This is a genomic window from Acaryochloris sp. 'Moss Beach' (genome assembly GCF_021497025.1).
GTDB lineage: Bacteria > Cyanobacteriota > Cyanobacteriia > Thermosynechococcales > Thermosynechococcaceae > Acaryochloris > Acaryochloris marina_A.
In genome coordinates this window covers 3,923,972-3,942,987 of record NZ_CP071717.1, presented here as the reverse complement: position 1 = coordinate 3,942,987, position 19,016 = coordinate 3,923,972, and the positions used below count along the sequence as shown (strand labels likewise).

The window sequence follows — 19,016 nt, the reverse complement described above, 5'->3', positions numbered from 1 at the left end:
GCCGATGCCTTTTCATGGACTCACTCACCGATCCCAAGATTTTTCGTTAGGATAGTTTGGATTGATCCCAACTTAACTGGCAGTCATCAATTCTAAAGAAAAAAGTAAAGATAATAGCTTTTTTTGAAGAAGTTAATCAATTAAGTAACGATATTTACAGCGACTTGGGATCGATGAATGTTAGCTTAGGATTGCGTTAAATACCCCATAAAAAAATACCCATAAAATTACCCTTTTCCGTGAGTTGCCATGCCACAAGTCATCGATCCCGTCCCTCCAAACGATTCAGATCTCATTGTTTGTTGCTACATTAATTCAACTAATAAGATCCAAGTTGCTCGGATCACGAATATCCCTAACTGGTATTTTGAGCGTGTTGTGTTTCCTGGGCAGCGATTAATGTTTGAGTCTGTACCTGAGGCTCACCTGGAGATTCATACTGGGATGATGGCAAGTGCGATCTTGTCAGATACCATTCCTTGTTATCGGCTTCGTTTACACCAAAGCGTGAGTGCTTCTAAACAGTTTTTACAGAGTGGAGATGAAGCGGTTGAAACTTCCGCACCTTCTAGCATGCGTGGCGTTCCTGAAGCAGCTAAGGTGTCCTAACTTTATTCCAGCCTAATTCAGTGGCTACAACGCTACTCAATTGCATAAATAGACTTTAGGGGGTGAGTTGAGCTCACCCCTTTCTGCTGTCTATAATTTTGTGCGGTCTAAATTATTGAGGCAAATGACTCTATTTATTGTCGATGTTCATTTCCTCAAGAACCTATTCATTGTTGTGGGGATCTTGGGAGGAGCTGCGATCTCAGATTGGTTGATAGGCCGCTGGATGCAGGGGCGTTTGAGAATTTCCCCCAAGAAAGGTCGATCGATTTACCCTCTTTTGCAACGGTGTTTGCTGTTTAGCTTAAGACTCGGGATTTGGTTAGTCGCCTTCTATAATATCTTGACGCTCATCCCTGCCCTCCAAACAATCAGGCAGTTGTTTGTGAGTGGTCTGGCAGCTTTTCCTGATAAGTTCTGGGGAGCGTTGAACACCCCTTTTACTGATGTAGGTGACCGAAAAAATCCAATTTCTTTGTTGACCCTCATAATCTTTGTCTCCATAACCGTTTTGGTCTTTGTTGGAGCTAGGTTATGTGGTCAGTGGCTTAAGAAGAGCATTCTTCCCCAGACTCGCATGGAGCGGGGAGCACAAGCAGCAATTTCTACCATCATCAGCTATACCTTTGGGTTGATTGGTTTTATCATTCTTCTCCAATCTGTAGGAATAGATTTGAGTTCATTAGCTGTTATTGCTGGTGTTTTGGGTCTAGGTTTAGGTTTTGGCTTGCAGGAGTTGGCCAGTAACTTCGTGAGTGGTTTGACCCTATTACTGGAGCAGCAAATACGGGTTGGAGATTTTGTAGAAGTGGATGGTTTGTTAGGAACGATTGAACGGATTTCTATTCGCTCGACGATTGTTCGGACTCAAGATCGGCTGTTTGTTGTGGTTCCAAATCAACGGTTTTTCGCGAAGAACGTCATCAACTGGACCTACCAAACTCCCGAAAGTCGCTTACATATTCCTGTGAGTGTTGCCTATGGTACCGATACCGTTTTAGTTACGGAAGCTTTATTGATTGCGGCACGGTCAGAGTCACGGGTCTTAAAGTACCCTCCCCGCAGGTATGGTTCAAATCTTTTGGAGATGATGCATATAAGTTTGAATTATTAGCGTGGATTAACCAGCCCTGTGATTTTGAACCCATCAAGAGTTCTCTAAATTTTTTGATTGAACAAGAGTTAAATCGGAAGAACATCCAAATCCCTTTCCCCCAAAGAGAGCTGTGGTTGAAGAATCCTGAAGTGTTGGCTCAGGCATTACAACCTAATCTGGAGTCTGCTGCTCCGCTACCAACGGTTGTTGCTAGCGGGGAGGGTCTCAAACCAAAGACGGGGATTAAAGTCACTAAGAACAGCACATTACGCGTCTTACTCCGCAAGGTCAGCTATTTTGAAAATTGTACGAATGCCCAATTGAGAGTGTTAATTGAACAAGGGTATCGACAGTTCTATGGGCCTGATCAAATTATTTTTCGGGAAAATGAATCAGGAGAATCTTTCTACGTTATCTTGTCAGGCCAAGTTGAAGTCTTTTCTCAAAAACTCAACCGCCAAATTGCCACCTTAGGAGTTGGCGACTTTTTTGGTGAGATTTCTTTGTTGACCGGAGCGCCACGAACGGCAACTATGCGGGTCCTTGAGGCGACTACATTGTTTGTGGTGGATCGGCAGGCGTTACAAAAACTCCTACAGAATTACAAAGCCTTAGCTGAAGAGATTGCGAAGTCTCTTTCTCAGAGACAGCAAGTGCTAGAGGAATTAGGCTTGGCGCAGATTAGTCCGTCAGACATGATAGAGGATGATCCCTTTATCTGGATTCGTCGCCGTATTCAGACCTTGTTTGGGATCTAAACATACATCTAATGGGAGAAATCGTCTGTTGGTTATGGTCGATTAGGTTGGAATCAGGCATTGAGAGGCTTGTAAGTCTGCGATCGTTTCATTCCCGGTACAAAAGAGTACTGTTTCTAGTTCAGCGATGAGCATTTCCATGAGAGTGTGTAACGCCGCTTCTGATTCATGGGCAGCTTGCAAGAAAGGGTAAGCCATTCCTGCTATATCAGCTCCTAAAGCTAGTGCTTTGGCGGCATCTAGGCCATTACGTAGTCCGCCAGAGGCAATCAGTGGGATCTTAGAATTGGCTTGATGAATGGATGCAACACATTCTGCGGTGGGTAAACCCCAATCTGAGAAGGTTTGGCCGAGTCGGCGCTGACGGTTATCTTCCGCTCGTTCACCCTCGACTTTGGCCCAAGAAGTCCCGCCAGCACCGGCTACATCAATAGCGGCTACACCGACTTCTATTAACTGCATGGCCAACGGTGCGGAAATACCATTGCCGACTTCTTTGACGATGACAGGAACGGGGAGTTGTTTGCAGAGTTCACCAATTTGGGTGAAGAGGTCGCGAAAGTTGGTATCGCCTCGACTTTGGATGCATTCTTGTAAGGGGTTGAGGTGCAGGATCAGGGCATCGGCTTCTAATAGATCAATGCTGCGGCGGCAGGCATCTAGGTTGTAGCCATAGTTCAGTTGGACTGCCCCTAGGTTGGCAAATAGAGGAATGTCTGGTGCATAGGATCGAACGGCAAATGTGTCTGCAACTTGTGGATGTTCGACTGCAACCCGCTGTGAACCGACACCCATGGCAATCTTGAATTCCTGAGCAACGATGGCTAAGCGCTGATTAATAGTTTTGGCTAGATCAGTCCCCCCGGTCATGGACGAGATGAGCAGCGGTGCTCCCAGAGACTTACTTAAAAATGTCGTGGATAACTGAATATCTTCCAGCGCTAACTCTGGTAAACAGCAATGCTGGAAGCGGTACCGTTCAAAGCCAGTGGTGATTGATTTGCACTGGACCTTGTCATCTAAACAGATGCGGAGATGGTCGGCCTTGCGGGTTTTGATGGCCTCATCAGAATTGGGAGAAGTAGAAGTCACTCGCATGGAAAAGAGATAAGACATCAACCGGGCAGAACCAATCGTTGGCTTTGTGACCGGAAGCTCTCTTAATTATGCAAAATTCTGTTGGCTTGGCTGGGATTTCAATCGTTTGGAATTTTGTCTGCGTACCGTTAGCTGTTGGCAGAGTATGGTTCAGGGCTGCTTGAAAACAGTGATTTGGCAGTACTATTTTGAATCCGAGAAAGCTATTGGGAACGGATGAATAGCATTTGGTTACCTCCTTTCTGTAGTTCATAACCAACCGTTTCAATAGAAGCGACATATCCCCAATCCTGACAAGCTTGAATAACAGGTTGGATGTACGGAGAGGGTTCCAGCATTAGAGTTAGCAAAGGGAAAATGCGCACTTCAGTGCTGATTCTCAACAGCTCTCGAATTGAAGCTAGATGAAAAGCGACATCATATTGCTTGGAATACAAGAAGAGAAAATGGGAGCACAGTGCTAGTTCAAAGGTTTGATCGGGAAATGGCAGGGTGGGTAATGCTGCGGTCTGATACCGACCTTGTTGTTTGCCTGACTCATAATCTTTCAGGAAGAGTTGCATGGCTTGAATGCGATTGTAACGAAGGTCTTCGGGAGACGAATGATAGGACCACACCCAATCTTGAGGCGTTGCCTTGACCTGATCAATGATGTCATCTAGGACGGTTTCAAACCTTTGCTGAATGTCTGCACCACTCAATTCATAAATGGGATCAACAGACGTAATTTGGCTTCCCAAGGGAGTGGATTCAGCATTAAAACTCGCAGGACCATCTCCAGCTCCCAGAATTGAACAGTCTAAATCAATTGCCGTGAGATTAAACATTTTGATGTATTCATCCTGAGATCGCCCAAAGGGAACCACAGAATCTAGCTGCATTGCCATAAAGATGAACCTACTGACAGATATTGAAGGGTGATAGTGTAGTCATAATACTTCAACATATTACAAAGTAGTACACTGAGAAGCCTATCTTCATTTCCAATGCCTGTAGAATCAGCAACAGCATTTATGCCCCTCTATAGATAAAGTTGGCAAGAATAAGTTGAGTTCAAACCCTAGACGGCATCGGAGAGGAGCTGGTATTTTGACCGTGTAAGAACTGGGCTTGTAAAGGTTTCAGGACAGGGCAAGGAGGCTGATTATCCAATTTGGTTTGGCGCTGCCAGTCAAACCAGTTCCAATTGTAGGGGGCTTGTTTGGCCGCAGACATCCACAACAATCGCTTGGCCCGGGTCATGGCGACATAAAGTAGACGAAATTCTTCTGCACTTTTAAGATCACTGGCTCGTTGCCAAGCCTTTTCCATATTCGGTAGCGGAAACTGCTGGTGGACGTGAGCTCGGATTTGAGCCCGGGCTACTTCTGCCAAACTAAAAGGTCCAAGGAATTGGCTAGCGGCGGGAATTCTCAATTCTCCTGGAATAATGCGGGCATGTAGAAACGGCAGAAACACAAAATCCCAATCCAGCCCCTTGGCTTTGTGCATGGTAATGATTGTGAGTTGGTGTGGCCGTAGATATTGGGATTCAATATCCTCAACATCCACGGGATCGAATCGCTCGGCACTGATCAGTTCTTGCAAAATGGGCAAGGTTGTTGTCATTGAGGGTGCCCCTGGCGTTTGCTGAGCTAGCCGTGCTGCTAATTTATCGGCAGTGGCTAGCTCGGCAGGGTTATATTTTAGGGATAGGGCTAGAAAAGAAATCAGTCGATAATGGGGCAATTCCCACCGCGATCGCAATAACTTACAGCAAAAACTACGGGCTTCCTGTATCTTCTCCGACCGGGGTGGATCAAGGGGACCTGGATAGAGAAAGGTCTCGGGCTGACTGGCTAAAAGATGGACTTCTTGGGCCGGTATCAGTTGCCGATCAACAAAAATTTGCAGGGCTGCTTTGAGGGTGTTGGGAGAATGGGGACGGGCCAAAAACTGCAAAATGGTCAGCATCTCAAAGGGGACTTGAGTCTGCCGGCTACCGCCTCCAACATCGAGGATGTCAATACCATGGGCAGCTAGAGTCACCGTTTGATCCGGGTGGTTGAGACACTCGGCTAAAAAGTTCCCTTGTTTGTTCTCTCTGACGAGGATGGCTGCATTGGCTTCTGGATGATCGGTCAGGAGTTGGCATACGCGCTGACCCATTAAATCAGCAGTTTGGTAAACATCTTCAGGTGTGTATATCTCTAGTCCTCGTCCTTCGTGAGCTGGATTGGCGTTCGCTTGAGGATCGTGGTTGGCAACTGTTTGAATGGCTTGGGGTTGAAAAGGCTGCTCTTGTCCTGCTAGCTGAGACTGATTAATCCAGTCCAGCATAAAGTTTGCGGCTTCAATAATAATGGCAGAACTGCGTCCGGCTTGAGTCATCGTTGCTAATCGATTTTGTACCTGACTTTGCCGACAAAAATCGCGAAAGAAAATCGGGTCAGCTGGGGTAAAAGTGGAGTTGATGGCTTGGTTAGGATCGCCAACGCGGACTAAATTAGGGGCTGCTTTGGAAGCCTCTTGGCTGGCTAATCCGTCCAGTAAACGGAACTGTAATGGGGTTGAATCCTGGGCTTCGTCCTCGAAGACAGCAAAGACTTGTTTTTGCCAGACTTGGCGAGCGCTCGGATTATCGAGTACCTGCAGAGCGGCCAGGATCATGTCGTCATAATCAATCAGCTGATGAGATTGGAGCAGTCGTTGGTATCGCTCGTAGAGACCGGCTGCGATCGCAAGTACCGATATCTCATCTTGTACCTGTTCTGCTAAGGCGTAGAGCTGTTGGGGGCTAAGTCCAGAACTTTTGGCTTCGCGAATTGCGATCGCAGCCAGCTCCGGCAAACAATCGGATCGCAATACCGATTGCCGACGTAACCGCTCCGTTTCTTCTCCATCGAAGGCCCCTCGAACTAGCAACTCTTGGTATATCTGGGGATAATCCGCCACCCATTGTTCAACGCATTGTCTCAACAAGCGATGGTGGCGGTTAGGGGTAATCAGGGTGACTTGTTCTAAATGAATGCCTGACAGTTGGGGATGACGTGAAGCAATATTGAGGGCTAAACCATGCAAGGTTTGCACAGTAAATCCACCTAGGGGCAGCTGCAATGCGCGTAGATGTTTACGGACCTGTTGTTTGAGGTGTGCCGCTGCTGAGCGGGTGAAGGTGACAATCACGAGCTGTTGCGCTCGATTAAGGTTTTGACGTGCCAGGGTAATGGCTGCAGCCACAGCCATGCCATAGGATTTGCCGGCTCCCGGCACAGCAGAAATGGCAAGGGGCCCTGCTTGCCAATCTGCTAATTCTTGCTGACCCGGCCTCAAAGATGCTCGTAATTCTGCGATTCGCTGTTCTAAATCTGTTGCCAAGAGGGTATGAACTACTGTACTTGAGGGTAGTATATCAACCGACGATTTCTTAACCCGCAAGATTATGGCGACAAAGGAGGCGATATGCCGTTTTGACGAAGGGTCTATCCTGCGTTCTGATCAGCTTTTGCCAATTCCAACAATTGAGGGATGGTCACAAGTTTATACCCCTGCTGTCTGAGACGAGTAATGATATGGGGCAGGGCTTGGATCATCAGCTGGCGATTATCGCCACCATCATGCATCAATACAATCCCTCCAGGTGAAGCATTATTGAGGACGTTGTTGATGGCTTTATCAACCGTGCCTTTATAGGTATCGTCCACCGTCCACATCAAAGTGACATGTTTTTGGGAACGGGCATGGGCGACTAGACCGTTGCGGAGATACCCCCCGGGTGGCCGAAACAGTTTGGTTTTAAAGCCGATTTGCTTTTCTATCTCTGCAGCCGTCCGCTTAATTTCCTGTTGGGCTAAAGCGGGGGAGTGGTAATGATATCCATGGCTCCAGCTATGGTTGCCAATGGCATGGCCTTCCTTCGCGACTCGCTTAAGTAAGTGCGGAAATCGGGTGATATTGCTGCCAACCACAAAAAATGTGGCTTCTACCTGATGCTCTTTCAGAATATCTAGCATTTTGGCCGTTGTTTTGGGCCAAGGGCCGTCATCGAAGGTGAGGGCGATCACTTTTTGGTCCGAGGGCAGTTTGACCTCATCAATTGTCAGTCCTTGAAACTGAGTTGGGGGCTGATAATGGCGACGTTGTTTACGATCCAGGTCATCTACCGTTTTTAAGGCGAGATGAAATCCTGACTCAGAATCAGCGATTAACGTATTTCCTTCCAAGGCATTGATATCTTCCGGTATGCCACCAATGGAAACCTGATTCAACGTTGCTTGAAGGACGAATGAACTCACCCCCAAGCATAGGCAAGCCGACGCCAACCATACATACTGCCGGTTGACGACACGGGCTCTTAAATTTTTCCCAAACATTACTTAATTAACCGCAAACCCTTAGATAAAGCCAAACCATAGGTAAATCGTCAGTTAGAACTCGACCGGTAACGACTGGAAGTTCAATGGGGCTGGCGTTCCACCCTCAAATCCATGTTTCCCTAAACCGCTCCGTAAATGACGTCCCTATTTTTTTCTTGATATAAAAAATTGGAAAACCTCGCATCCATCCTAGCGAGTCACATTTAGGGCCGCTAGCACTGGTCTAAGATCTTCACTGTTCCTTAAGAATGAACAGCACAGCAGAATAGTTCTAGAATGTGGAGCTGGAATCCTTAAAGAATGTAACTCTCTTTGTTTAGAGCGGGAACGAATACCAGTAGGATGTCTCTCAACGTGTAAATATTGACCCTACTGCTAGGCCACTTGGCATACAGGCTGATGCTACTAGACGATCTATGACCTATTCTTCTTCCTTGTCACGCTTTAGTTCCTTGGATGTGTTTCGAGGGATCGCCATTGCCGGCATGCTTTTGGTCAATCAGTCAGGTTTAGTCAAAGACGCTTATCCTCAACTCCTCCATGCAGATTGGCATGGTTGGACCCTGGCAGATTTGGTGTTTCCTTTTTTCTTATTTGTCTTGGGTGCGTCGATGGCTTTTTCCATGGCCAGACACACGGCTTCTTTGACTCAACCCAAACGGGCTGTCTACCTCAAAATCCTGCGCCGCAGTGCGATTCTGTTCGGTTTGGGGCTATTTCTCAACGGATTTTGGTCCTATAACTTCAGTACGTTGCGGGTGATGGGGATTCTGCAGCGGATTAGTCTGACCTATTTAGCCTCGGCATTCGTGATCTTAAAGCTGCCCCGTAAGAGCCAATGGGTCATGACTGGACTGCTGTTAGTGGGGTATTGGCTGGCACTCTCGTTTATCCCGGTGCCAGAATTTGGGGCGGGCAACCTGACTCGCACGGGTAATTTTGGGGCCTATATTGACCGCTTGATTATTGGGACGTCTCACTTATATGTGGGAGATCAGTTTAATTCCATGGGTGATCCAGAAGGATTATTCAGTACGTTGCCTGCGATCGCAACTGTGCTACTCGGCTATTTCGCTGGAGACTGGATTCGTAAACGGGGCAGTGGCCTCAAAATTAAAACTAGTCGTCAAAGCCTGGCCCTCGCCTCCTATGGCTTGATCAGTACTGGCTTGGGATTGTTATGGAGTCTTTGGTTCCCCATCAACAAAAAGCTGTGGACGAGCTCCTATGTGCTATTCACCGTCGGAATTTCGCTTATTCTGCTAGCGGTTTGCTATGAACTGATCGAAGTCCGACGGATTCGTCTTTGGAGTAAGCCTTTTGAGGTGTTAGGTCTCAATTCCTTGGCGGTGTTTGTTGCTTCAGTGTTGATGATTAAAGTCTTAGTCCTCACCAAATTGGGGTCCGGGGATGATGCCGTCAATGCCTTTACATGGTTATTTCAAAATCTATTCTTGACTTGGACCAGTCCGGACTTTGGGTCTTTCTTATTTGCTTTTCTCACCCTCTGTTTCTGGTGGATCGTGGCTTATGTCCTTTATCGACAACAGTGGTTCTTCAAGATCTAAACACAGAATCCATTGTCTCAGAAGTTAATCCCTGAGAGCAATTCATCTGCTTGTTGTATCAGCGTCCTTCCCTCTGCAACTGAATGGGGAGTGACAGGATTTGAACGTCAAAAACTTGAATTATGACCCCTTATAAAGCCCTCATATGGGGGTTGTCAGATTTGCTCATATAGATGGGTACGCTTTGTCAGAACTCTGACTAGGATCGCCGTTAACACTAGAAAAACGGTGAATGGTCGGGGCAAGCGGCGTTCGCTAGCTTGCAAAAGATTTCTAGCTACTGACAAGTTCTTCTGATACTTATGACCGGATTCAATCCATCTCACTCCATCGACAGTGCGCCTGTTGCGGCGCCAGAGACGTCCAGGCAGGTCACCCTGTTTACCGCGACTTGTTTGGTGATTGCCAACATGATTGGGATTGGGGTTTTCACCAGTCTCGGATTTCAAGTCGCAGGTATTCAATCAGGATTTTCATTGCTGCTTCTGTGGTTAGCAGGGGGCGTCTATGCCCTTTGTGGTGCCCTTGCTTATGGGGAACTGGGTGCATCCATGCCTCGCTCTGGCGGTGAATACCATTTCCTCTCTCAGATTTACCATCCGGTCATCGGTTTCTTGTCCGGTTGGGTCTCCGTCACTGTTGGATTTGCTGCGCCTATTGCCCTGATGGCTATTGCTCTAGGCACCTATTTTGCCAAAGTATTTCCTTCGGCAGATCCCACCATTATTGGCTTGGTTGTTGTTCTCCTCGTGACCTTGATTCACTCCCAGAATCTCAAGCTAGGTAGCTCTTTTCAGCAGATTTTTACCCTGCTCAAAATCCTCCTGATTTTGTTTCTGGTCGTGGCCGGTTTTACTTTAGGAACTGGCCAAGAGATTAGCTTTGCTCCCACCAATGCCGATTTCTCCCAAATTATGAGTGCCCCCTTTGCCATTTCCTTGGTATATGTCACCTATTCTTACTCAGGCTGGAATTCAGCGGTTTACTTAGCTAGCGAAGTCAAATCCCCAGAGAAGAATCTACCTCGCTCTCTTTTGCTGGGGACCGCCATCGTTATGGTTTTATATCTGCTGATCAACTTTATTTTTCTCTATACCACTCCCATCGATTTGATGGCTGGGAAGCTAGAAGTCGGCTATATCGCTGCCGATCAAATCTTTAAGGGCAATCCCATTTTGGGGTTTCCAGGAGCCGAGTTGATGGCACTGTTTATCTCTTTGGGGCTAGTTTCATCCATTAGCTCAATGGTTTGGGCTGGTCCGAGGGTGACTCAATCTATTGGCGAAGATATTCCTTTCTTCCAGATCTTGGCCAAGAAAAACCGCAGTGGCGTTCCCTACTATGCCCTCTTACTCCAACTGGCGATCGTGATTGCCTTGGTGATTATGAAGCAGTTTGAAACGGTATTGGCCTACTTGGAATTTACGCTGATCCTGTCTTCTTTTTTGACCGTGTTAGGTGTGTTTGTGTCTCGCTTCCGATTCCCAGACTTACCCCGCCCTTACAAAACCTGGGGCTATCCCATTACTCCTTTAATTTTCCTCGCTATGAGTGTATGGGTTCTGGTGTTTTTACTTCAACAAAAACCGATGGAATCCTTGGCAGGCCTAGGAACGATTCTTTTAGGTCTCCCGCTCTATTTCATTGCCTCTAAGCAGAAACTTGCATAGACATCTAACCATTATGAAAAATATGCGCTTATCTCTACTCTTAACGGCAGCTCTCCTGTTGGGCGGAGGACTCCAATCCTGCGATTCCTCTAATCAGTCCACTACTTCGGCGAAAACAGAGACCGCCTCAGCCCCTTCCTCCTCCCCCCGAAGGCTCCCCCGAAGGCTCCCCCGGTTCCACGCCTACTACGCCTCAAATTGATGAAGTCAAAGCAGCCCGTTGGACAGATATCTCTAAGCTATTAGCCGGGATGAAGGTGGGTGAGGACAGTGAATTTAGTGAGGTACAAAAACGACCGACTTGGGTAAGTCACCATAGTTTTTTAGAAGATGCCTTTGGCAAGCTAGAAGATCAACAGTTGTCTAAGGTCCGTCAATGGGCGGCCACCGAAATTGCTGATTTGCATCGCTCCACCCAACCCTTGTTTTATCCCTTTAGTGGGCCAGATATTCTCTACGCCAACACATTTTTCCCCAAGGCCGAAGAATATGTTTTGATTGCCCTAGAACCCGTGGGGCCGCTACCTGATTTTTCCCAGCTATCCCCAGAACAGCAAAATTTGAAGCTTTTAGAAGCGAAGAATTCGTTATTTGCCATCCTGCAATATAGTTTCTTCCGCACCAACGATATGAAGGTGGATCTGCAGAAGCAAGGGGTGCTGCCAGTTCTATTGGTATTTCTCGCTCGGACCAATAACCGAGTGTTGGATGTGGAATACATCGGCATTGATAGCAGTGGGACGGTTCAATCCACGAATGAGAAGGCTAAGGGGATGGTTCCCGGAGTGAAGGTGACGTTCACCGCTGCTGATGAGGATAAGCCTCGGACCCTGTACTATTTTTCGACGGATCTCTCGGATGATGGTCTCAAGAAAACCCCTCAGTTGGCCCAGTTTGTCGATAATCTAGATCAGCCCAATACTTATCTGAAAGCAGCCTCTTATTTGATGCACTATGACTCAACCTTCAAACAAATTCGAGAGTTAACCTTGGCGAAGGCCACGAATTTGTTACAGGACGATTCAGGAATGCCAGTGCGAGTGTTTGATGACAACCAATGGAATCTAACCTTTTACGGTAATTACACCGCACCCCGGGCACCCTTTACAGCGGAAGAATACCAAACGGATCTCAATCAGATTTATCAGAAAAATGCCAAGATTCAGCGGCTCAATTTTGGTATCGGCTATAACTTTGGGCCGAATGAATCCAACTTGATGTTGGCTAAAGTGAAACGCTAATCCGGTTCAAATTACCTCTGTTTAAAGTTATCCCTGATGCTTGGCTGAAACACTAGGTACTCAGGGATAAGCTGTTCAGCAGATGCCAATGACTCAGCGGGTCTTTAGCCTATTTCCCAGAATACTGATATATCCCATGATGATGGGCATATAGCTTGTTCTCTCTCCCTATCATGAGTGTTTGCTTGATGGATGCAGGTCAACTCTATCCTTCAGTCTTCAATACTCCCTGCAATCCACTCTCTTTGAGGATCGCTGTTGTAGCCGCAATTCCTTGAGGACAAAGACTGATTCAGTCATCGATAAAATTGCTATCGTAGATATTCACCACATTTCATTCCTGCACCTATGAGCCTTAACTTTGCATACCTTGCAGGTGGTAAATTACACCTCAAATTAGGCGAGAGCCCCGTCCGTACAATTGATAGCCAATTTGGGCTAGATGTACAAGACCGGACCCTAAAAAGTCAGCGGCGAAATGCTTGGAAGGATAAAAATCCCATGGCAGGAATGATCCCCCAAGCCTTCTTGCAACAAATGGAAGCAATGGGTGAAGCCAAACTTCCCGTCGCCATTCGATCCGTGAGTCCCTGCAGTCCAGGTCAACTGCTCTATACCCTGGCCGTGGGAGATGTGACCGGCGTGTTTACCCTAGATGCTACGGAAGATAAAGAACAGCGTTTGTTTCATAATTCCGATTTTGCAGTTCAGCATTTGAACGTTCATCCCCAAAAAAGTGAGTTTGCCTGTACCGTCATGCATAAAGATGGTTCAGCGAATATCGCAGTGATGCCAATTGATGGAGCCAGACCCAAAGAGATAACGGTAGGAGATTCGATTGATCTAGCACCGCAATGGCTGCCCGGGGATCAAAAAGTACTGGTCTTTCAATCTGCCGGTATTGCCCGAAACTCAGAGGGGTTTGTCTTAGAGCAAAGCCCTTTTACGATTGAAAAATTAGATTTTCAGTCAGGAGAAATGACGACAGTCGCAGAGAGTGACAAATTTGACCTGCTAGCTCCCAAAATGGCTGCGGATAGCTCGCTGTACTATATTCGACGTCCGTATCAAACCCGTCAACGTCGATTGAATATCTTGACACTACTCAAAGATATTCTCCTGATGCCCTTTCGATTAATTCAGGCAATTTATGAATGGCTGAATGTATTTACCCAAGCCTATACGGGGAAACCATTAGTAAAACCTGGTCAACCCAAAATACAAGCTAAGCAAGACTTGTTAATCTGGGGCAATGTCATCAATACAGAAGCCGAAGCAGAGAAAAATCGCCGGTTTGGCGATGAAGACTCACCGGCTCTAGTGCCCCGATCTTGGCAGCTCGTATGTCAGCGCCCAGATGGCGAGGTCCAGGTCATAGGAGATGGGGTCATCTCCTATGACCTTGATGCTAACGGTGGTGTTGTTTATACCAATGGCAGTGCTATTTACGCGACCCAGCCCGGAGGGGTACCAAAACGGCTATTGCGAGATCGCCCCATTGAACAAGTGGTGCTGGTTGCAGATCAGTAGGGGCTATGCCAACTGGAATTCTTTTAAAGCGGGCACAAAGTTGTTGTTTTCATGGCTGGGGCGACTGAGCTTGATCAAGGCGAATCGTTGCAGGGGACTTAAGCTTTTCCACTGTTTGAGGCTAATAGTGGCCTTGAAAGACTTGGCTTTTTCCACTAAATCAGATGGGATCTTAGTCTCATCTAGCCAAGGCGGATTTTCATCAACAGGCACCTCACCAGCTTCTGTTTCTGAATACATAAAGATCAAATCTTGGAGAAATTCTCGATAGTCTTCGATTTCATCTTCTGAGGAACAAGGCTGGAAGGCGAATTGTTCTCGCTCATCTTCGCTAAACTGATTCCATTGGGCGAGCTTCAGCTTGATTCCACAGGTGTCAAGCTTGAAACGGACAATCATGGGAATACAGCGTAAATCGTCTATAAATTCCTGTTCAAACTGGAAAAAGAGGCTATCTTCGGCTGGAAAATCTGGTGGAGTGGACATGGTACTAAACCTCAGGTGGGATTAAATCGTTGGGAGCGTTGCAATTCCATAACATTGTTTGGGATTGGGCATTTGTTGTAATCTTCTGGGCTGGAAGACTGGATAACCAATGCTGAAAAGATTGCCCCCCTTGCTGGATGAAGGATTGCAATGATGAACGGCTTTGATGATGGTAGAAACCGCAAAGGGGTTCCCATTGATCAGGCTGATGGGGCACTAGGGCTAAGGCTTGGGTATTCGGCAATAAGGTTAACCATTCCCTGAGAATATCTGAACGGAGGAGCGGCAAGTCACATGCTAGCAGAAGTACCCAAGTCGTTTGGAGTTGATTCAATCCTGCTAATAATGCAACTAAGGGACCTCTATCGGGCTGGTGTTCCTGCAAGACGATACAGGATGATGGTATGACGTGCTGATAGCGTTCAGGCCAGGGTGTTAGTACATAAACGAGATCGCAGCACTGTAGGGCAGCTTGACAGGCCCGCTGGAGCATAGGTATGCCTTGCCAGCAGAGCAATGCTTTATCAGTCCCCATGCGTCTACTTCGTCCCCCTGCCAAGACTAAGCCGGCAACATAACTGTTTTGAGTGAGTGACGTTGGCTGATTCATGGGAGCTTGAGTAAGGCGGAGGAAAATCGATGATGAACGGGAGAAATATTTCTCCAGGCGTTATTAACTTACAGGTCTGCTAGAAACGTTTGGACTTGTTCAAGGGTTTGTTTTGCTGTTCCATTCACTAATAAATTCTCGGCTGCTTGCAGCCCTTCATTCAAGGTGGAGCTGATCCCCACATGCCAAAGATAGAAGCCCGCATTCCACAAGACGGCAGACATCAGTTCGCAGGCTTGACCATTTAAGACGGCATGGAGTTGTTCTAGCAATTCCTCGGTGGAGGTGTAGGGAATTTCAGGACCCCCGAGGTCATACTCTCGAGCCGAGAGGATTAAGCGCTGCCAGGTCGGCTCTGATGCCGGCTGATTGAGACCCAGTATTGCTTTGCGATCGCGGGGCAAATCACAACTCCCTTCCAACCCTTTCACCGTTGTGAAATGGTCCGTTCCTCTCAGGGCCAACGCCTCTCGCATCATATTTTCCGTGGGGGGATGGACAAATCCTGCAATCAGATGGTGTTTCCCTAGGTAGGGCTGCCAGAGCAACTCTGTGGTAGCCAGAGGAGGACGCTTCCCGACTTGATCCCTAAACTCTACTAGGCCTTGGGCTAAAGGAAACTGCTCCGGTAAATAGACAAATCCGAGGCCACATTCCGATAGAACCTGATGGATTTGAGCGAGGGAGCGATGGGACCAATCCACCCCTAATCCCTGCCAAAGATCAACCAACGGCACCCCATATTTTGTGGGCATCCGATCGCCGCCATGAAGCAGCACAGGACAGCCGGATGCGGCCAAGATCAAGGCAGTAATGGGTAAGACGGGAGCCGTGCGCGAGCGCCCATCATAGGGAACGCTAAACACAATGACTGGAGAGGGCGCAGATACAGCTGACAGCTCTGGACCTAGATGTTCATAGGCATCCAAAAAACCAGCCAACTCAATTCCCGTGGGTCGTTTAATCCGGTGAGCAATTAAAAAAGCCCCAATTTGAGCAGGAGTGGCTTCTTGCCGCAACATCATTTCCAGGGCGGTTTGGGCTTCGACTCTGCTTAAATCTTTACTGGTATGCCTCCCACTACCTACTTTCTTTAAAAGTTCTCGAAAAATCTGACTCATGGCTATTTACTTTGCCAACTCTAGAATCAAGGGGTTCCTTGATACTGTGTAGCAATTAACCCACATCTCCTCTGATGGGCCTTATGGAATATTGGAGATGAATGAATCATGAACCAAACGTCGAAAATTAGCAATAGGTGGAATTAACAAGCGGTCCTGAGTGGTCACCATCACGACTTCGCGGGTCAGATTTAATTGTGGATTCATATCCTTGGCTTCTGGTGCTGCCAAGTCTCGAATCGCTAGGGAGGGATCATGGAGAGAATCCACTAAGGCCCCCCTAGGCAATAGGGAAATCATTTCTCCTTGGCGGATGACACCTCGAAATGCATCTAGGGTATTGAGTTCAAGGACTGCTTTCAGATCCAATCCTTGACTTTTGAACTGATCCTGGACCAGACGTTGCATCCCATACCCATCTTTGAACATGACTTGAGGGAACTTGGCCAACTCAGGCCAAGGCACAACGGCATGGAAGGCCAAAGGATGTTCTGAAGACATCAGCACTTGAATGGGCTCGTTGTACAGCCAGTCCACCACATTTTCGGATCGACTGGTGAGTAGAGGATTATTCATCACAATAGCCAAGTCGACCAAACCATCTTGAAGTACTTTTAAGGATCGATCACTTCCCAAGGATGTGACCCGCAATTGAACTTCTGGGTAAAGCTGACAAAACTTCTGGAGAACCGGTGGTAAATAATGGGCGCAGACAGAATGAATCGCTGCAACGCATAGTTCAGGCTGCTTACCAGCGCGGAGGTCATTGATCTCCTGGGTGGCATCTTGCCATTCGGTCAAAATTTTACGGACATGAGGGAGTAGCTGATCCCCTGCCAAGGTGAGTTTGCTTTGAGCACCTCGATGCAATAGGGGTAACCCTAATTCAGATTCCAGTCCTTGAATTTGCCGACTCACGGTTGATTGGGTTACCCCACATTTTTTGGCCGCTTGTTGGAAACTCCCAGTTTGGGCTACGGATAAGAATGATTGCAGTTGCTCGAGCCGCATGAAGTGTAGCCTAGATTACAGTCATGAAAGCACAGTAACGAATTTGGTCCGGCTATTCGGTAAGAAGCGATACAACTTCGTTATTGTTTTTAGCGAAAGTGAATTCCCACAGGGCCTCAGACATCCTTAATAAGCGAACGGATACAGTCATCGAGGCTTGCCACGGGGGCATCGTGGTAGGTGTTGTTGATTGGAGCAGTAACCTGTGCCAACTGCTGTTGAAGATATAGACTGAACGTATTTGTTTCATGCCGTGAGAATGATGGCTAAAGATATTAGATAGCGCAATCGTCCACAATCAGCCGGGCAAGGGTTCTATTTCTCAGTCCTAGTAATGCGTCACCCAAGCCCTTACACTTAATAGTGCATTAACTTTAATCGGAACTTAGATAAAACTACCGTGCGAAAAATTGCGATCGCAGGCAACTGGAAAATGCACAAAACCCAGGCAGAAGCCCTGGAGTTTTTGCAAGCCTTTCTTCCCCTGCTACAAGATACCCCTGAAGATCGAGATGTGATTCTCTGTGCACCTTTCACCACACTGACAGCCCTCTCCAAAAACTTACATGGCAGTCGGGTGCAAGTCGGGGCGCAAAATATCCACTGGGAAGACACAGGCGCTTTTACCGGCGAAATCTCCGGGCCAATGCTGCTAGAAACTGGGGTGCGATATGTCGTCGTTGGCCACAGTGAACGTCGCCAGTTCTTTGGTGAAACGGATGCCACCGTTAATCAGCGACTCAAGGCTGCTCAAGGTCATCGTCTCACTCCCATTCTATGTGTGGGTGAATCAAAGGCTCAGCGAGATGCCAATGAGACGGAAGCCGTTATCTTTGAACAGCTTGAAAAAGGTCTGGTGGGTGTCGATCAAAAGAACTTGATTATTGCCTACGAACCCATTTGGGCCATTGGTACAGGGGATACCTGTGAAAGTAGTGAAGCGAATCGGGTGATTGGTTTGATCCGCTCTCGTTTAACAAACCCCGATGTCACCATTCAATATGGTGGGTCTGTTAAGCCAGATAATGTGGATGAAATTATGGCCCAGCCAGAGATAGACGGTGCCCTAGTTGGTGGTGCTAGTCTAGCGGGAGACGGTTTCGCACGAGTCGTTAATTATCAGTCATGATTAAGTTTTGGAGGGCAATTCCATGCCCTCCAACTCCGCTTGTAGATATCTAAAAAAACGTGCTGCCTGAGCATCTAAGATACCAACAATTTGAGACTAAATCGCTAGACTAAGGGTATGGCTAAGAAAACCATCCGAGCGACTCTTCTCAAGCTGGGAGCAGGGCTAGTTGTGATCACTGTCCTGACTACTATTGTTGTGGGGCCTTCCCTGACGGTTCAGGGAGTTCCTGTTGGGATTATTCTCAAGTTCTTGCAGGATGGGCAAGCTCGGGAGGCTTATTTTTCTGACGATAAGCAGGGTTTACATACTCGTCTACAAGAACTGGACGTTGAAGAAGAAATTAAAGCGTTCTACCGACCGCAAATTCCAAATGAAGTCAAGCTAGATCAACATATCCATCAGATCTTTTATGACACCGCAGGGTATGTGGGGAAAGCCTATCGAGTGAATGCTCAAAACACCCTGGTATTAATTGACCGCCAGTTTGAGCAATGGTATCCCTTGGCGTATCAAGCCGGTGTGGTGGTTGATAGTGTCTATGAAGATAATATCCACTATGTTGTGGGGCCAGATGGCATCACGGCTCCTTATAAACAAGTGGCGCAGCTATTTCCCATTCCCACCCTTAAGCAATTAATCAAATTGAAATCAGAACAATCTCTGTCGAAGGGGAAAGCGCGTTAACCCTGATTACCTTGGTTTATCTGGCATGAGCCCAGCGTCTGCTCAAA

General features: G+C 47.3%; 17 protein-coding genes. 9 read left to right on the top strand and 8 right to left on the bottom strand.

Annotation, left to right across the window (positions count from 1 at the left end):
* The first annotated feature begins 249 nt into the window (after positions 1-249).
* The 3 genes from HRE53_RS18655 (at position 250) to HRE53_RS18640 (ending at position 2,463) form a co-directional block, all read left to right on the top strand.
* Positions 250-609 carry a DUF1830 domain-containing protein gene (locus HRE53_RS18655; RefSeq protein WP_212664776.1) on the top strand — a complete coding sequence of 120 codons (360 nt, stop codon included), beginning with the start codon at positions 250-252 and terminating at the stop codon, positions 607-609.
* 124 nt (positions 610-733) lie between these two features.
* Positions 734-1,723, top strand: a complete 990-nt coding sequence (locus HRE53_RS18650) for a mechanosensitive ion channel family protein (protein ID WP_235107517.1) — start codon at positions 734-736, stop codon at positions 1,721-1,723.
* Between the two features lie 53 nt (positions 1,724-1,776).
* Entirely contained in the window at positions 1,777-2,463 is a 687-nt protein-coding gene (locus HRE53_RS18640; RefSeq protein WP_235107516.1) for a cyclic nucleotide-binding domain-containing protein, read from the top strand.
* A 42-nt stretch (positions 2,464-2,505) separates the two neighbouring features.
* On the opposite strand, the gene fni is transcribed toward HRE53_RS18640, so the two are convergent.
* From fni to HRE53_RS18620, 4 genes are all read right to left on the bottom strand, one after another.
* Entirely contained in the window at positions 2,506-3,579 is a 1,074-nt protein-coding gene (gene fni, locus HRE53_RS18635) for a type 2 isopentenyl-diphosphate Delta-isomerase (RefSeq protein ID WP_235107515.1), read from the bottom strand.
* A 185-nt stretch (positions 3,580-3,764) separates the two neighbouring features.
* Complete coding sequence (locus HRE53_RS18630) at positions 3,765-4,448, bottom strand: SAM-dependent methyltransferase (RefSeq protein ID WP_235107514.1); 684 nt, start codon at positions 4,446-4,448, stop codon at positions 3,765-3,767.
* 166 nt (positions 4,449-4,614) lie between these two features.
* Positions 4,615-6,918: an ATP-dependent helicase gene (locus HRE53_RS18625; protein WP_235107513.1), complete on the bottom strand. Its 2,304-nt coding sequence runs from the start codon at positions 6,916-6,918 to the stop codon at positions 4,615-4,617.
* Between the two features lie 104 nt (positions 6,919-7,022).
* Entirely contained in the window at positions 7,023-7,913 is an 891-nt protein-coding gene (locus HRE53_RS18620; protein ID WP_235107512.1) for a polysaccharide deacetylase family protein, read from the bottom strand.
* Positions 7,914-8,332: 419 nt separating this feature from the next.
* Between HRE53_RS18620 and HRE53_RS18615 the strand changes: the two genes are divergently transcribed.
* From HRE53_RS18615 to HRE53_RS18600, 4 genes are all read left to right on the top strand, one after another.
* Entirely contained in the window at positions 8,333-9,484 is a 1,152-nt protein-coding gene (locus HRE53_RS18615; protein WP_235107511.1) for an acyltransferase family protein, read from the top strand.
* A gap of 302 nt (positions 9,485-9,786) precedes the next feature.
* Entirely contained in the window at positions 9,787-11,154 is a 1,368-nt protein-coding gene (locus HRE53_RS18610; protein WP_235107510.1) for an APC family permease, read from the top strand.
* 257 nt (positions 11,155-11,411) lie between these two features.
* Positions 11,412-12,395, top strand: a complete 984-nt coding sequence (locus HRE53_RS18605; protein WP_235107509.1) for a hypothetical protein — start codon at positions 11,412-11,414, stop codon at positions 12,393-12,395.
* A gap of 348 nt (positions 12,396-12,743) precedes the next feature.
* The gene (locus HRE53_RS18600) at positions 12,744-13,925 is read left to right on the top strand and encodes a hypothetical protein (protein ID WP_235107508.1); all 1,182 of its coding nucleotides are present in this window, start codon (positions 12,744-12,746) and stop codon (positions 13,923-13,925) included.
* A gap of 3 nt (positions 13,926-13,928) precedes the next feature.
* Here HRE53_RS18600 and HRE53_RS18595 read toward each other — a convergent pair whose 3' ends face one another.
* From HRE53_RS18595 to HRE53_RS18580, 4 genes are all read right to left on the bottom strand, one after another.
* Positions 13,929-14,411, bottom strand: a complete 483-nt coding sequence (locus HRE53_RS18595) for a nitrate reductase associated protein (protein ID WP_212664766.1) — start codon at positions 14,409-14,411, stop codon at positions 13,929-13,931.
* 4 nt (positions 14,412-14,415) lie between these two features.
* On the bottom strand, positions 14,416-15,021 hold the full coding sequence (locus tag HRE53_RS18590) for a molybdenum cofactor guanylyltransferase (protein ID WP_212664765.1): 606 nt from the start codon (positions 15,019-15,021) through the stop codon (positions 14,416-14,418).
* Positions 15,022-15,089: 68 nt separating this feature from the next.
* Positions 15,090-16,142: an anthranilate phosphoribosyltransferase family protein gene (locus HRE53_RS18585; protein WP_235107507.1), complete on the bottom strand. Its 1,053-nt coding sequence runs from the start codon at positions 16,140-16,142 to the stop codon at positions 15,090-15,092.
* An 81-nt stretch (positions 16,143-16,223) separates the two neighbouring features.
* Positions 16,224-17,153: a LysR family transcriptional regulator gene (locus tag HRE53_RS18580; protein ID WP_212664763.1), complete on the bottom strand. Its 930-nt coding sequence runs from the start codon at positions 17,151-17,153 to the stop codon at positions 16,224-16,226.
* A gap of 400 nt (positions 17,154-17,553) precedes the next feature.
* On the opposite strand from HRE53_RS18580, the gene tpiA reads away from it, so the two are divergent.
* Together tpiA and HRE53_RS18570 are read left to right on the top strand one after the other, a co-directional pair.
* Positions 17,554-18,282 (top strand): triose-phosphate isomerase, encoded by a 729-nt coding sequence (tpiA, locus tag HRE53_RS18575; RefSeq protein WP_212664762.1) that lies wholly within the window; start codon positions 17,554-17,556, stop codon positions 18,280-18,282.
* 117 nt (positions 18,283-18,399) lie between these two features.
* Positions 18,400-18,969 carry a hypothetical protein gene (locus HRE53_RS18570; RefSeq protein ID WP_235107506.1) on the top strand — a complete coding sequence of 190 codons (570 nt, stop codon included), beginning with the start codon at positions 18,400-18,402 and terminating at the stop codon, positions 18,967-18,969.
* The last annotated feature ends 47 nt before the right edge of the window (positions 18,970-19,016 follow it).

Excerpts from the sequence above, each read along its gene's own strand:
- HRE53_RS18595 (WP_212664766.1), bottom strand. The coding sequence starts at position 14,411 with ATGTCCACTCCACCAGATTTTCCAGCCGAAGATAGCCTCTTTTTCCAG.
- HRE53_RS18655 (WP_212664776.1), top strand. The coding sequence starts at position 250 with ATGCCACAAGTCATCGATCCCGTCCCTCCAAACGATTCAGATCTCATT.
- HRE53_RS18610 (WP_235107510.1), top strand. The coding sequence starts at position 9,787 with ATGACCGGATTCAATCCATCTCACTCCATCGACAGTGCGCCTGTTGCG.
- HRE53_RS18580 (WP_212664763.1), bottom strand. The coding sequence starts at position 17,153 with ATGCGGCTCGAGCAACTGCAATCATTCTTATCCGTAGCCCAAACTGGG.
- HRE53_RS18590 (WP_212664765.1), bottom strand. The coding sequence starts at position 15,021 with ATGAATCAGCCAACGTCACTCACTCAAAACAGTTATGTTGCCGGCTTA.
- HRE53_RS18650 (WP_235107517.1), top strand. The coding sequence starts at position 734 with ATGACTCTATTTATTGTCGATGTTCATTTCCTCAAGAACCTATTCATT.
- HRE53_RS18585 (WP_235107507.1), bottom strand. The coding sequence starts at position 16,142 with ATGAGTCAGATTTTTCGAGAACTTTTAAAGAAAGTAGGTAGTGGGAGG.
- HRE53_RS18615 (WP_235107511.1), top strand. The coding sequence starts at position 8,333 with ATGACCTATTCTTCTTCCTTGTCACGCTTTAGTTCCTTGGATGTGTTT.
- fni (WP_235107515.1), bottom strand. The coding sequence starts at position 3,579 with ATGTCTTATCTCTTTTCCATGCGAGTGACTTCTACTTCTCCCAATTCT.
- HRE53_RS18620 (WP_235107512.1), bottom strand. The coding sequence starts at position 7,913 with ATGTTTGGGAAAAATTTAAGAGCCCGTGTCGTCAACCGGCAGTATGTA.
- HRE53_RS18600 (WP_235107508.1), top strand. The coding sequence starts at position 12,744 with ATGAGCCTTAACTTTGCATACCTTGCAGGTGGTAAATTACACCTCAAA.
- HRE53_RS18570 (WP_235107506.1), top strand. The coding sequence starts at position 18,400 with ATGGCTAAGAAAACCATCCGAGCGACTCTTCTCAAGCTGGGAGCAGGG.
- HRE53_RS18630 (WP_235107514.1), bottom strand. The coding sequence starts at position 4,448 with ATGGCAATGCAGCTAGATTCTGTGGTTCCCTTTGGGCGATCTCAGGAT.